The organism is Paenibacillus sp. RRE4 (genome assembly GCF_031844205.1).
GTDB classification, from domain to species: Bacteria; Bacillota; Bacilli; order Paenibacillales; family Paenibacillaceae; genus Paenibacillus; species Paenibacillus xylanexedens_B.
In genome coordinates, this window is the sequence record NZ_JAUZUT010000005.1 from 233330 (window position 1) to 247491 (window position 14162).

12 protein-coding genes are annotated in these 14162 nt (G+C 45.5%); 9 read left to right on the top strand and 3 right to left on the bottom strand.

Features of this window, described 5'->3' with window-relative positions:
- From Q9R46_RS22140 to Q9R46_RS22165, 6 genes are all read left to right on the top strand, one after another.
- On the top strand, positions 1-1602 hold the full coding sequence (locus Q9R46_RS22140) for a response regulator transcription factor (protein ID WP_311281807.1): 1602 nt from the start codon (positions 1-3) through the stop codon (positions 1600-1602).
- Between the two features lie 152 nt (positions 1603-1754).
- Positions 1755-3428: an extracellular solute-binding protein gene (locus Q9R46_RS22145; RefSeq protein ID WP_311281808.1), complete on the top strand. Its 1674-nt coding sequence runs from the start codon at positions 1755-1757 to the stop codon at positions 3426-3428.
- A gap of 311 nt (positions 3429-3739) precedes the next feature.
- The gene (locus Q9R46_RS22150) at positions 3740-4714 is read left to right on the top strand and encodes an ABC transporter permease (RefSeq protein WP_311281809.1); all 975 of its coding nucleotides are present in this window, start codon (positions 3740-3742) and stop codon (positions 4712-4714) included.
- Between the two features lie 15 nt (positions 4715-4729).
- Entirely contained in the window at positions 4730-5629 is a 900-nt protein-coding gene (locus tag Q9R46_RS22155) for a carbohydrate ABC transporter permease (RefSeq protein WP_186375587.1), read from the top strand.
- Complete coding sequence (locus tag Q9R46_RS22160; protein WP_311281810.1) at positions 5626-7206, top strand: glycoside hydrolase family 43 protein; 1581 nt, start codon at positions 5626-5628, stop codon at positions 7204-7206. The genes Q9R46_RS22155 and Q9R46_RS22160 overlap by 4 nt, the downstream gene beginning before the upstream one ends.
- 26 nt (positions 7207-7232) lie before the next feature.
- A complete protein-coding gene (locus Q9R46_RS22165; RefSeq protein ID WP_311281811.1) occupies positions 7233-8045 on the top strand; it encodes a hypothetical protein in 813 nt (270 codons plus the stop codon).
- A 200-nt stretch (positions 8046-8245) separates the two neighbouring features.
- Here the strand turns inward: Q9R46_RS22165 and Q9R46_RS22170 are convergent, their stop codons facing one another.
- Entirely contained in the window at positions 8246-8965 is a 720-nt protein-coding gene (locus tag Q9R46_RS22170; protein WP_311281812.1) for a suppressor of fused domain protein, read from the bottom strand.
- 132 nt (positions 8966-9097) lie between these two features.
- Here Q9R46_RS22170 and Q9R46_RS22175 point away from each other — a divergent pair, with 132 nt between their 5' ends.
- The 3 genes from Q9R46_RS22175 (at position 9098) to Q9R46_RS22185 (ending at position 12502) form a co-directional block, all read left to right on the top strand.
- Positions 9098-9427, top strand: coding sequence for an ArsR/SmtB family transcription factor (locus tag Q9R46_RS22175; RefSeq protein ID WP_145414628.1), 330 nt, complete (start codon positions 9098-9100; stop codon positions 9425-9427).
- Positions 9428-9604: 177 nt separating this feature from the next.
- Entirely contained in the window at positions 9605-11377 is a 1773-nt protein-coding gene (locus tag Q9R46_RS22180; RefSeq protein ID WP_311281813.1) for a SulP family inorganic anion transporter, read from the top strand.
- A 75-nt stretch (positions 11378-11452) separates the two neighbouring features.
- A complete protein-coding gene (locus tag Q9R46_RS22185) occupies positions 11453-12502 on the top strand; it encodes a phosphotransferase (protein ID WP_311281814.1) in 1050 nt (349 codons plus the stop codon).
- Positions 12503-12647: 145 nt separating this feature from the next.
- On the opposite strand, the gene Q9R46_RS22190 is transcribed toward Q9R46_RS22185, so the two are convergent.
- Together Q9R46_RS22190 and Q9R46_RS22195 are read right to left on the bottom strand one after the other, a co-directional pair.
- The gene (locus tag Q9R46_RS22190) at positions 12648-13640 is read right to left on the bottom strand and encodes a DUF4003 family protein (RefSeq protein ID WP_311281815.1); all 993 of its coding nucleotides are present in this window, start codon (positions 13638-13640) and stop codon (positions 12648-12650) included.
- A gap of 27 nt (positions 13641-13667) precedes the next feature.
- The gene (locus Q9R46_RS22195) at positions 13668-14036 is read right to left on the bottom strand and encodes a DUF6713 family protein (protein WP_311281816.1); all 369 of its coding nucleotides are present in this window, start codon (positions 14034-14036) and stop codon (positions 13668-13670) included.
- Positions 14037-14162: the final 126 nt, after the last annotated feature.

Below are 14162 nucleotides of genomic sequence, written 5' to 3' on the forward strand. Positions count from 1 at the left end.
ATGATCAACGTGCTGATTGTGGACGATGAGCCGTTTATTCGCCAAGGACTGCTTCTGCTGATCGATTGGAACACGCTTGGATTTCAAGTTTGCGGTCAGGCTTCCAATGGGGTACAGGCGCTCGAATGCATCCGTACAATGAAGCCTGATCTCGTCATATCCGACATTAAAATGCCGGAAATGGATGGCATGCAGCTTGCCAAAATCATCTATGAACAATACGGCGGCGAGATGAAGATGGTGTTACTTAGCGGGTTCTATGAGTTTGAGTATGCCAAACAAGCAATCAAATATCAGGTGAACGATTATATACTTAAGCCGATTGTGAAGGATGAGTTGTTGCAAGTGCTTGAGGCCTTTAGCAAGGCTTTCATGGAAAGAACGGAAGAAAAGCGGCATCAGGAAAAACAGGAACAGATCGTTATGGCTCAACAGGTGCAATCAATTTTGCTTGGAACGGCTGATGAGGATACACTCGCCAGCATCCAGGCCGATTACGGGGACGTAATGAAGTATCGATGCTTGATGATTGAAACGGAAACGGAGCGGGAGCAGCTGCAAACCGATGGGAGTCTGCTCGTGGAAGCCCATATGAATCGGAATCATGCAGGCTATGTCCTGAAATCTTTTACAGGTGAGAAAAACCGAGTGCTGCATATTGTGACCGACCTGTTGCTGAAGCGTGAAGCATCATCACTGGAACAATACGTCACAAGGCTGTATACAGAGCTAAGTCAGATACAGGGTGCAGCCATGGCCATCTATGTCGGCAAGGAAGTGGACAGGCTGGAGGAACTGCACGAGTCCTATTATTCTTGCGGTAAGATTAAAAGTTTACGTTTCTTTAGTGCGTACGGGCCGATTTATTATTTTGAACATATGGACACAAGTGTATTCACTAATCAGCCTGCCGGTCGGGAAAAACAGCTCTTCGATGGACTCATTCAAGCGATTGAGGAGCAGCGGATCGAAGATATACGTGGCCATGCACAGGCCGTTTTTCAATTTTTTCTGGAGCAGCGCATCGAGCCGGGCATCGTGGGCATTCATCTTCATTATTTGGCGTACACGTTGCTCGGACTGGTCAACAGGGAAGATACGGATCTGAATTCAGATGAAGAATGGATGCAGTCCACATTTTTACAGGAGAATTATGCCATGCTGTCCATGGAAGAGAATATCGAGAATCTGTGTAACTTTTCGTACATATGTGCGGAGAAGCTGAAAGAGCGTCAGAAGTGGAATGCGATGGGTGTACTGGCGCGAGTCGAGGCTTACATTCATGAGCACTATATGGAAAATATTAGCCTGAAGCTGCTCGGAGAGCATTTTTTCATGAACAGTGCCTATCTGGGACAGATTTTCAAAAAGCATTATGGCGTGAGTTTCAGTGATTACCTGAATCAGATTCGTATTGACGAGGCCATTCGATTGTTGCGCAGAACGGATTATAGAGTCTATGAGATCGCAACGAAGGTAGGATATCGGGACTCCGATTATTTCATTAACCGGTTTGAGAAAATCAAGGGAGAGACGCCTGCCCAGTATCGAAAAAGGGCACAAACGATTCAATCTTCGGATTCATCATCCTGCACGCCTTGAGGGGGAGCAGGATTTTTTGCATATCTGGAATTATTGGGATGAGGTCTATAATTTGTCCCGTTGAGCAGGACAGGTAACAATGATAATTTTAAATCAACCTTTAGAAAGCGCTTTCTAAAGAGTGTCTCTCAACATACTTCGCTGGAGGGGTCATGATGAAAAAGGATGTCAGAAAAAGATTAAGGCAGCTCGTTCTACTGACGTTAATGTTTACGGTTGTGCTCGCCGGTTGTACGCCGGGGTCATCCAAGACGGAAGAGAAGACGGCAGATGGCAAGGAACTGAAGCAATTTTCCGCATTTTTTGCTGTACCAGGCAAGCTCGCACCTGATGATAACCGCGTAATGAAGGCTATTGAGGAAAAGACAGGTGTACGCGTCACGATGGACTGGCTCACAGGCCAGACCGCCAAAGAACGGATCGGGGTTATGATTGCAGGTGGCGAATATCCGGATTTCATTGATGGCAGTGATGGTACACAGCAGTTAGTATCTGCCGGTGCTTTAGTGCCGCTTGAGGACTATATCGATAAATACCCGAATATCAAAAACTATCTCGGTGACAATTGGAAGAAAATGAAAAATTCAACGGATGGCCACATCTATTTCATTCCGCAATTCGGAAATTTACAGGGCGAGTCCATGAAAGTATCCCATGATGGGGAAGCGTTCTGGATTCAAAAAGCGGTGCTGGAATGGGCGAACTACCCAACGATCAAAACGCTGGATCAATATTTCGACTTGATCGAAAAGTACAAAGCCGCGAATCCAACGATTAACGGTCAGCCGACCATCGGATTCGAGATCATTTCATACGACTGGCGTTACTTCGCACTAGAGAATCCGCCGTTGTTCCTGGCAGGTTACCCGAACGAAGGTGCCGCTATTATCGACAAAGCTACATTAACAGCGAAAAACTACAATACGATTCCGGAAGCTAAGGCTTATTTTAAAAAGATCAATGAGGTTTACAACAAAGGGCTTGTCGACAACGAAACGTTCACAGCCAACTACGATCAGTACATTTCCAAAATTTCAACGGGGCGTGTACTGGGCATGGTCGATCAGGGATGGCAGTTCCTCGACGCAGAGGCTTCTCTGGTAAAACAAAAGCTGTATGAAAGAACCTATGTCCCCCTGTCCATTACGTTGTCTGAAGATGTAAAAGGACGTTATCAGCATAAACCGATTCTGAATGTCAACGGCGGTCTTGCGATAACGAAGAGTTGTAAGGATGTTGAAGGAGCGCTTCAATACATTAATGATCTGCTTGATCCGGAGACGGAAGTTCTGAGAACGTGGGGACAGAAAGATGTAGATTATCAGGTGGATGACAAAGGTGTATTCTCCCGTAACGAGGAGCAACGTGCCAATTCGAAAGATCCGGACTGGGTACTTGCCAACACTGGAAGCCCGCTGGTATATTTCCCACACCATGAAGGCATGACAGCAGACGGTAAAAATGCGATGGACCCGAAAGAACAGCCTGAAGAATACCTTGCTACATTGAATGACATTGATAAAAAAGTACTCAAGGCTTACGGATACACCAAATTCACGGATTTCCTGGAGCCTGCAGAAGAGAATGAACCATGGTTCCCGATATACACCTTCAATTTTGAACCGAATAAACCAGAAACGATTGCCAGACAGAAGATGGACGATGTAAAGCGCAAATGGTTGCCTAAAGTGATTATGACCTCACCAGCAGAGTTCGATCAAGCATGGGAAGAATATCAAGCGACACTCAAAGAAAGTGCAGATATTAAAGCCTATGAGGACGCATTGACCGAAGAGGTTCGCAGACGTGTAGACCTGTGGGGTTAAGCATGTGAAACAGATGAAAGTAGTAAGACAGGCTATATGATAAGAAGCAAGATAAGCAATACAATAAGCGGTGCGAAAATAACTACGGTAAGAGAACTATGACAAGTAGCACGATAAGTATGAAGAGTAATACGAGTAGTTAGAGAAGCAAGATCAGTAATCAATAGCTAGATTTAAGGCAGAGAGGCTATGGGACATCCTGTAGCCTTTCTTAATCCACACATAAACGTGTACCCATTGGACAGGAATGGATTCGAATCATCCATGGCGGATGATATAGATAAAACTCGTAATCAAGGAGAGAGAAAAGCATGGCTAAAAAGGAGTTGCAATCCTCGGTCAACACCAGTCATATCCCTTCGGGGAAGAGCTGGATCGGGTATAACTTGTCCCGAATGAAAAGTCAGCGCCAATTGATGTGGATGTCATTTCCCTTCATTGCGTTTATTGCTATTTTTGCCTACGGGCCTTTGTGGGGCTGGCTCATGGCTTTTCAGAACTACAGACCAGGCCTTGGGTTTATGGAGCAGGAATGGGCGGGGCTGGATCATTTTCGGACGTTATTTACAGACCCGACTTTCTTGCGTGTCATTCGCAACACACTGGCGATGAGCCTGATCAGTCTGTTTCTGGGATTTGTCGGTTCGATTGGCCTGGCGCTCTTGCTCAACGAACTGCGGTTGGTTTTATTTAAACGTGTCGTGCAGACCGTTTCTTATCTTCCGCACTTTCTATCGTGGATCATCGTGACAGGCATCGTTGCGAATGTATTGTCAACGGAAAACGGGATTGTAAATGTGCTGATGACCAAGCTGGGGCTGATTGATGCGCCGATTAATTTCTTTGCCGAACCCAAATACTTCTGGGGCATCGTAGGTCTATCCAGCATGTGGAAAGAGATCGGATGGGGCACAATTATTTATCTGGCATCTATGGCTTCGATTAATCCAAGTTTGTATGAGGCAGCGTCCATTGATGGAGCAGGCCGTTTTCGCAAAATGTGGAACGTCACGCTTCCGAGCATCAAACCAACCATCATTATCCTGCTGATTATCAATGTGGGTAACGTACTGAATGCAGGTTTTGAGATTCAATATTTGCTGGGGAACGGACTGGTGCAGGATGTATCCGAGACGATTGATATCTTTGTTCTGAAATACGGGATTAATCTTGGAAACTACTCACTTGCCACCGCGGCAGGGATCTTCAAAAGTGTGGTCAGTCTGGTGCTCATCTTTATCGCCAACGGGATTGCCAAATCTCTTGGGGAAGAGCGGTTGATATGATAAGGGGGCAGCGCTGTGAATCGAATTAGCGGAAAACGAAGCCTGGGTGACTCAATTTTCTCTATCACCAATGGCATATTTATGTTGCTTGTTATGGTTGTTACGTTATATCCTTTTTTAAACACCATTGCCGTATCTTTCAATAACGGTCTGGATACGATTCGCGGGGGAATCTATCTCTGGCCGAGAGAGTGGACGCTGCAAAACTATGTTTCCGTGTTCCAAAATCCACATCTGACCCAAGCGGCATTTATTTCAGTTGCCAGAACGGTCATTGGAACCGTGGTACAGCTCTTCTGTACAGCCATGCTGGCTTATGTACTGAGCCGTAAGGAATACATGTTCAACAAGTTTGTAACGACACTCTTTGTGATCACGATGTATTTCAGCGGCGGCTTGATTCCTGGCTACATGTTGATCAAACAAGTGGGGCTACTGAACAGCTTCTGGGTTTACATTATTCCCGGACTCATCGGGGTATTCAACATGATTGTCATCCGTACCTACATTCAGGGGCTATCCGAAGGACTGATTGAATCAGCCAAAATGGATGGTGCAGGAGATTTCCGCATCTTTATGCGTATTGTGCTTCCGCTCTCTAAACCGGTGCTGGCTACGGTGGCTCTCTTTATTGCTGTAGGTCAGTGGAACTCCTGGTTTGACTCCATGCTCTATACGGCAGGTAACCGCAATTTGACCACCTTGCAATATGAACTGATGAAGCTGTTATCTTCGGCAACGTCACAAGGGGGAACGGTCAATGTGGATCAATACAAAAATGTGACGAATATGGTCACCCCCGTATCCATTCGGGCAGCCATCACCATTGTGACAGCCATGCCTATTGTCGTGCTTTATCCATTCTTGCAAAAATACTTTGTCACTGGACTCACCATTGGAGGGGTAAAAGAATGAACAATGTTAATCAAGGCGAGCAATGCACGTTTAACAATCCGATCATGCCAGGATTTTATCCAGACCCGTCTGTCTGCCGGGTAGGGGAAGATTTTTATCTGGTCACATCCACGTTTGCCTATTTTCCCGGCGTTCCGATCTTTCACAGCCGTGATCTGGTTCATTGGAAACAGATCGGTAATGTGCTGGATCGTGAGTCTCAGCTTAAGCTGGAGGGCGCAGGACATTCCCAGGGGATTTTTGCACCGACGCTTCGGCATCATGATGGGCTCTTTTATATGATCACAACGAATGTATCTCATGGTGGAAACTTTGTTGTAACCGCTACCGATCCGGCTGGGCCATGGTCTGATCCTTATTTTATTGAAGGTGCGGAAGGTATCGATCCAACGATTTTCTTCGATGAAGACGGCAAAGCATATTATTTAGGAACACGGCCTTGCTCGGAAGGCGTGCGTTACAATGGCAACTGGGAAGTATGGCTGCGTGAACTGGATCTCGGCAGCATGAGACTGGTCGGAGACAGCTATGTTCTCTGGCGCGGAGCGATGGTGGATGTCATCTGGCCTGAAGGCCCGCACTTGTATAAAATTGGTGAGTATTATTACCTGATGATTGCCGAAGGTGGTACAGGTCTGAACCATGCAGTTACCATTGCACGCAGCGGCAGTTTGACTGGTGGTTATATCGGGAATCCGAATAACCCGATTATTACGCATCGTCATATGGGCAAGCATTATCCAGTCATCAACGTAGGACATGCTGACCTGGTACAGGCACCTAACGGTGAGTGGTTCATGGTGATGCTAGCTTCCAGACCGTATGGTGGGGATTTCAGCAACCTTGGCCGGGAGACGTTTATTGCTTCGGTAGAATGGGAGGACGGCTGGCCTGTCGTCAATCGGGGGCTCGGCAAACTGGAGGAGCAAGGTGTACTGAATCTGCCAGCGGCTCCTGTGGTGCCGGACTTGCGTTGTGAAAATTTTGACAATGATGAATTGGGCTTGCAGTGGATGTTCCTGCGTAATCCTCAGGAGGATTTGTACTCGTTGAGCGAACGCAAAGGGTACCTGCGTTTGAAGCTGAAACCGCAAACATTAAAGGAACTTGAGAATCCCAGCTTTGTCTGCATACGACAGCGGCATATGGATTATGTCGCAGCGACTGCGATGGAATTTGTGCCGCAGCATGAATATGAGACGGCGGGTCTGGTGGTTATCCAAAATGACCAGTATCACGTGAGAATCGAACGGGCATGTGAAGGTGAGCAGCAGGTGCTGCGGGTAATGACGTGGCTTGGTGGTGAGGAATCACAGGTTGGCCAAGTTGTGCTGGATGGAGAAACTCCGCGTGTTTACCTTAAAATGGTGGCGCTAGGACAGCAACTCAGCTTCTACTACAGTACAGATGGAAGCAAGTATCATTTGGTTGCAGGACAAGTGAATACGACCAGCTTGAGCACGGAAGTGGCTGGCGGTTTTGTTGGGTGCTGTATCGGCATGTTTAGCAGCAGTAATGGTGAGTCTTCCGATCAGGTGGCCGACTTTGACTGGTTCGAATATGGTTCGTACAATTAGACTCTCATTGAAGGAGAGAATGTATAATGAAAGCTGCAAAAACCATCCTGTCGAGTGTAGTAGCGATAGGAGTAATAACAACTTTGTCCGGGGTCTCTCAAATATCAGCTGATCAGGGTAGTAAGATGACATCATTAACTACTGTAAAATCTGCATCGGTCGAACCCGATTTGTACCAAGAAGTTCCCAAATTCCAAAAAACGTTAAGTAAGAACAAAGTGATCTGGAATGGGAAAAATATTGAATTAATCGCAAACATCGTAGAGGAAGAAAACGTCCCTGCACCAGAATCCAAAGTAATTCGTTCTATTGTCATTTCTAAAGGAAAGATGAAACAGACAATAAAAGCCGATGATTTGGGAGAAAAATGGCATGAAGTTATACGTGTTGTTGATTCAAATTCAAGTAATTGGGTGGCTGTGCAGGTAACAAAAAGTGCCGGTAATGCTGTCATTCTTATGAACCTGAAGGCAGGTGAATCCACGATTTTAAATGATCGCCTTGCAGAGGAAGGTAAGAAAGGCGTAGAGAGTATCCCTTCATTTAACTGGTCACCTGTGGAGGATAAGCTCGCAATTTCATATGGGAATACGGAGAAGAGTTCGCTAGCCATATACGATGCGAATAAAGGCACTTTTGTATATATACCGCGTACAATAAACTATATCAGTACAGGGGTTATCCTTTGGCACAAAAACGGGAAATCGTTTGATTACATTAGTGAGTACCCTTCCGATCAAATGAGTCTTTTTAGATATAATACAGTAGCCAAAAAGGTTAAACTGATCAAAAAAGTGACTCGAAAAGAATTACAACAATTTATGAAGCTGGACAAATAGGTCCAGGATTAATTAAGAAGATAACATGTTTAAGCGGCCTTAATCCTTTAATAAATGGGGAGTAAGGCCGTTTAATGCTTTCTGCAAGCGTTCGTAACTGCATAACCCATGCATTTCTTCATGTCTTCTGAAGCTTTTTCATGAATTTGTATTCAAGTTGTGTTCAGTAGGGATTGCAGAGGAGTGTCCAATGATTAATGCTACGCATCTCCGCAGGTATTGACCCGGTTCACATCCAAAATTTCGTTCACGTGATGTTCTTCAAATTGATCGAGTAGCGCATCCAAGCCATACTCCAGCTTGTGTTCAAGCTCTTCTAGATAAAGAGGCAGGATCGCATAGAAGTGCACAGTCTGTCCATTCTGCATGTCGAGCGTCAAGAAATCCTCGTCCGTCTCAAGTGGAGGAAGTACGATAAAGGCACACATGTCAGTCTTGCTAGAGATTGGCGTTGCCGGGTCGCCATTGGGTACCGTATGCCCCCAACTCAGCCAGGTATCATAGTCATGTGGCAGTCGAGCCATCGTTTTCAACCATCGTATCGGCCAGTAATTATCTGAATCCTCTAGTTCTTCTTCTAATAGAGGCCAATCCGGAGGTAAACATATCATCAGTTCTGCATACTTATAATCCTCGGCATCTTCAGGTGTGTTCATTGGCAAGGCGCTCATGCCTGTAGTATACAACGTATAATAATTACGCTCTGGTGTCGGACGAATGATATGTACATCGATATGAACTTTGTCTGATATGAGCTCATGGAATACGGAGTCGGCTTCGCCTAGATAAGTATCTGCATGTTGCTCGATTTGCTCCAGCCATTCGTCTTCTGCATAAGAAATAGACTGCCACTCACGATTCTTATCCTTATGACGAAGTATGGGGACTCCAGAGGGTGAATATTCGGATGACTCGGACATATTTACAGCTCCCTTGCACAGTATAATGTACTCGCTTTTCCATCTTATCATATCATGTGAATTGAAGTCTGGACCTCGTTCTATGGTATGATGTGAGCATGGTGAAGAGTTCGATTGAAGGAGCAAAGGGGAATGAATCAGAACGTACAACAGTTCAAAGCCGATTTCTTCAAAGCACTGGCACATCCGATGCGAATTCGCATTCTGGAATTGCTGAGTGAAGGAGATAAAAGCGTCAATGAATTGCAAAGCATTCTTGGAACGGAAGGTTCTGCGGTATCTCAGCAGCTGGCTGTGCTGCGCAGCAAAAATGTGGTACAAGGCATTAAAGAGGGCACAACCGTCACGTACTCTCTGCGGGATCCGCTGATTAAAGACCTGCTGACTGTTGCCAAACAGATTTTTGATAACCATCTGGTCGATGCGATTTCGATGCTGGAGGGTATCCGTAAAGACAGCTGACACAGGAAACAAGAGCAACCGTAAGTTAGCACGGGAGCTCTTGTTTTTTGTTTCATTTTCTATACGGGTACAATCCCATAGATTGTGATATTTGCGATTGACAGAGCATATATCAAGGAGTAGTGTTCAATGTATATTCAAATATTCAAATATATGAAGAAAAGAAGGTTATGGAGCATGAAAGGCATCGGAAGATATGCGGGGTATCGAATAACTGATTTTCGCAAGGATCTGATATCGGGGCTGATTGTAGGTATTATTGCGATTCCGCTGGGTATGGCATTCGCCATCGCCTCGGGAGTTAAGCCGGAATATGGATTGTATACTACCATTATTGCAGGTATTCTGATTTCACTGCTAGGCGGGTCCAAGTTTCAAATTGGTGGGCCAACAGGCGCATTCATTCCGATTCTTTTTGCTATAGTCATGCAGTATGGTTATGAAAATTTGCTGATTGCCGGCATGATGGCAGGGCTAATGCTCATTGTGATGGGCGTATTTAGACTCGGAGCATTAATCAAATTCATACCAAGGCCTGTGACGATTGGATTTACGGCGGGTATTGCCGTTTTAATTTTTAGCGGACAGATCGTGAATGTGCTGGGTCTTACGGGTGTCACGAAGCACGAGGATTTTTACTCCAACATGAAAGAGATCGGGATGCACATCGGTACCATTAATATATACAGTTTGCTCACAGCGGGGGTGTGCCTGGCTGTTCTTCTGCTTGTGCCGAAGTTTGCACCTAAAGTACCCGCTTCGCTGCTCGGTTTGATTTGTTCGACAGTTATCGCCGCCGTTTTCTTTAAGGATCAGGTGGCTACGATTGGCTCATCCTTCGGTACGATTCCAGGAACCCTGCCTGGGTTTCACCTGCCTGAGATCACATGTGAGCGTATCGTGAATTTGCTGCAGCCTGCATTTGTCATTGCTATGCTCGGTGGTATTGAATCACTGTTGTCCGCTGTTGTCGCCGATGGTATGACAGGCAGTCGCCATAACAGCAACCGGGAACTGATCGGGCAGGGAGTTGCCAACCTAGTCACACCGCTGTTCGGCGGTATTCCAGCGACCGGAGCCATTGCCCGTACAGCAACGAATATTAAATCAGGTGCGGTATCTCCATTGTCTGGTGTGATTCATGGTGTCGTGGTTCTGCTTGTTCTGATTTTGTTTGCACCGTATGCATCCCATATTCCGCTTGCCAGCATGGCGCCGGTTCTGATGTTGGTAGCCTGGAACATGAGTGAACGAAAATCGTTTGCTTATGTATTGCGAACCAGAACGGGAGATTCGCTTGTCCTGCTTCTGACCTTTCTGCTTACGGTATTTACGAGCCTTACGACTGCGGTCGAGGTGGGGTTGATTCTGGCGGTCATTTTGTTTGTAAAACGAATGAGCGAGATGTTGAAGGTAGCCAAGGTACTGCCTGATCCGGATCATAAACATGAGAAGGTGATGGCTCATATGGTACGGGAGGGACATGATTGTCCACAGATCAGCCTGTATACGATCGAAGGGCCGTTATTTTTTGGTGCAGCGGATATGTTTGAAAAATCGGTTATGGATTCACTTCCGGAGCGTCCAGGTATGCTCTTGTTGCGCATGGGGAAAGTTCCTTTTATAGATACAACAGGAGAGGCTAACCTGGCTAGTTTAATCAAACATTTTGAACGTTCAGGCGGGATCGTACTGTTGTCAGGTCTTCAGGAGCAACCGCTCGAAATACTGAAACGAACAGGTTTGCTGGAGCGAATCCATCCGGAACATCGATTTGAACATACAGGGGAAGCCATTAATTATGCATTGCAGCATCTGAATGAAGAGAAGTGTAAGGGGTGTAAGCATTTCGCTTTTCGGGAGTGCGCGGCTTTGTCGGGTTCCGGTATGGAATCTAAGCCTGAGCAACAGCAAAAGTGGAAAGTAGCTACGGCTAAAACGTCTCTATAATAATCGTTCCAATAAATTCCTGTATGGTATATATTAAGTATATTAATGACATATCAGACAGGAAGGGACTTGACCATGTTTAATTATCCAACGGCTTTGCGTTCAGTGCTCAGTCCGGCATATCTGGAGTGGGCATTACAGTCACATTATGATATCGGAACGTGGGAAGAATGCAGGTTTTGGCTACGGGGTTTGAACGATACTTACCGGGTAGAGACGAGTACAGGAGTATATATCTTGCGAGTATATCGTACTGAGGTGGCGGAAGCAGATGTTCGTTATGAACTGAGTGTTCTGACTGCACTAAAAGAAGGTCTAGGTTCAAGTGAGCATACAGAGGTGGGAGACTTTATCCCAACGAAAGATCAGACCGGGTATACAATGCTGGATGCAGCTGAAGGAAAGCGGGCAGCTGTGATCTTTAACTATATTGAGGGGACAGAGAATAATCTGGAGGATGAGGATTCCTGCTACGCTTTTGGCCGGTCTGCTGCTGAACTGCACCATGCTATGGATGGGATTAAGCTGGAAGCGGAGCGAGAACTGGTGTCAGCGGCAGACACAAGGTTGAAGGGGGAGCGGAGTAAAGAAAGGTTTAAGCTGGATACGAAATTTCTCATCGATGAGCCACTGGAGCGAGTCATTCGTTTCATAGGAGAGAGTCATAACGAAACAGCATTTTTGCGAACGTTTACCAATGTGTTAAAAGAAAAGATCTCTGCCGTCTCCAGTTCAGGTCTGGACTACGGCTTATGTCACGGGGATATGCATGGAAACAACAATGTGTTTGAGAAGCAAAAACGCTTCATCCATTATGATTTCGAATGGGCTGCACCGGGATGGCGTGCGTATGATCTGGCTCAAGTGAAAGTTCGGAAACGGCAGTCGGGTGATTCGGAGCAGAGGCAAAAGCTATGGGATTCGTTGATGAAAGGCTACCGATCCGTTCGGAACTTTACAGATGCAGACGAACAGGCGGTTGATCTGTTTATTATCGCTCGCAGGTTCTGGGTGATGGGTCTGGATGTGGCCTTTATCGATAGTGATATGGGCGCGCTGGATTACGGCGAGGATTGGCTGAATGACTTTTTGGAAGAGTTTCGTGGGATGGGGATTGTAGTGTAGTAACTCCTCCAGATCAAAAATTAGAAATAACTGTTCTAAAAAACGATTATGCGGTTTTACTCACATAATCGTTTTTTTCCTATATGTTGCATGTTGCCAGGAATAATAATCGTAGCAACATGCAATTTTTGACTGCCGTTCTCGGCTAGGATTGCGTGGAAGAGACAGCTGTCGCTGCAGCAGCAGCAGCAGCTGCGGTCATGGCAGCTTGCTGGGCGATGATGATATTGGTAATCGTCGTTGACATGGAAGTTGTCAGGATTTCGTTTTGCAGACTCTCCACATGTTGAATTGCAGTCAATGCGGATGAGAACAGTAGCAACTCCTGTTTGTTTATGGACCATGCCCCAAAACCCTCTTGGGTCCGTAACCAATCATATGTCTCAACAACCTGATCTACCAGCAAATTGATTTCTACTGGCAATAGTGCAAAGAGCGCAAGGGAAGGCAATGTGTACGTTTTGTCCATACGATGGTTCTTAGAGCGAAAGGCTTCACTTAAAGCCAGTAGACGTTCACTAACCTCAGAACCGCCATCCCCGATAACGAGGATCTGTGTTAAGGTCTGAACGCTGTTTTTTGCGGAAAAGTGAGGTTTTAACTCCCGATAAAGTTGCTCCATATGCGTTATAGCCGTGTCCAATTCCAAATCGGAGAGGGCTAACATGGCTGTGAAAATATAATCATCATGTCCTGTGAGGAAGGGATGCTCTTTTTTCATACGGTCATAGAATAATTTGGCGCGTTTGACGGTATGCTGAAACTGCTCAGGCTGCCCCTGAGCAGCGATCTGATAAGCAGCCATCACCAGGTAATCCGAGTTGCGGAACTTGATTTCTTTCAGCAAGTCATGGACTTGAATCGTATGTTGCAGTCTTGCAAGTTGATCCGTTGTCAGAGACAGCATAGCTGCAAAATGAAAAGAGGAGGGGCCTCTAAATGCAGAGAAACGTTTGGTATGCTGTTTCATCAGATCATTGGTTTGCTGAATGGCTTCTGGATCTATACTTTTATTCTCCACGACATAGAGCAAGGCGGCTAGACGACGCATGATCGGGTGCTGCCATTTGAATGGTTTTTTGAGAATCAGGGTATTAGAAACGAATAATTCCGCTTTTGCCATCTGTTCTGGTTGCATGTGTAAACCTCCTAAGGATTAATATGTTTATTTCAACATAAGGAATATTAAATGAATCAGTGCAATGCATCCCATTGGATAGATCAATGATCTGGAGAACCTGTTTTTAAATTCGTTCTGAGGATGCTTTTCAAAAAAGAAGTGTAATACGGTATGTATGATAAAAAATATATCCAGTATCCAGAACGTTATGGTCTGATAGGAACTGAAAAGAAGTGAGAAGATGATCGTATACAGTGGAAGATGAATCCAGGTGAAATAGGTATATGCTTTTTCTGCTTCCATATCTTTTAACACGATAAACAATTTCCATTCGGACCGCCGGATCGCATCCATTTCATGCAGAAGAAACAGGGAGAGGTTAAACAGAAATAAGATCAATAAAAAAATTGGCATCTTTATCCTCCTATTTTAATTTTGATGGATCGGTTGGTAAAGGCATTAAAAATGATACGGTACTCCCACCGGAAAAGTTCCGGTAAGATAAGCAAAAGCGCTACTCATATCAGAAAGAAATGATTG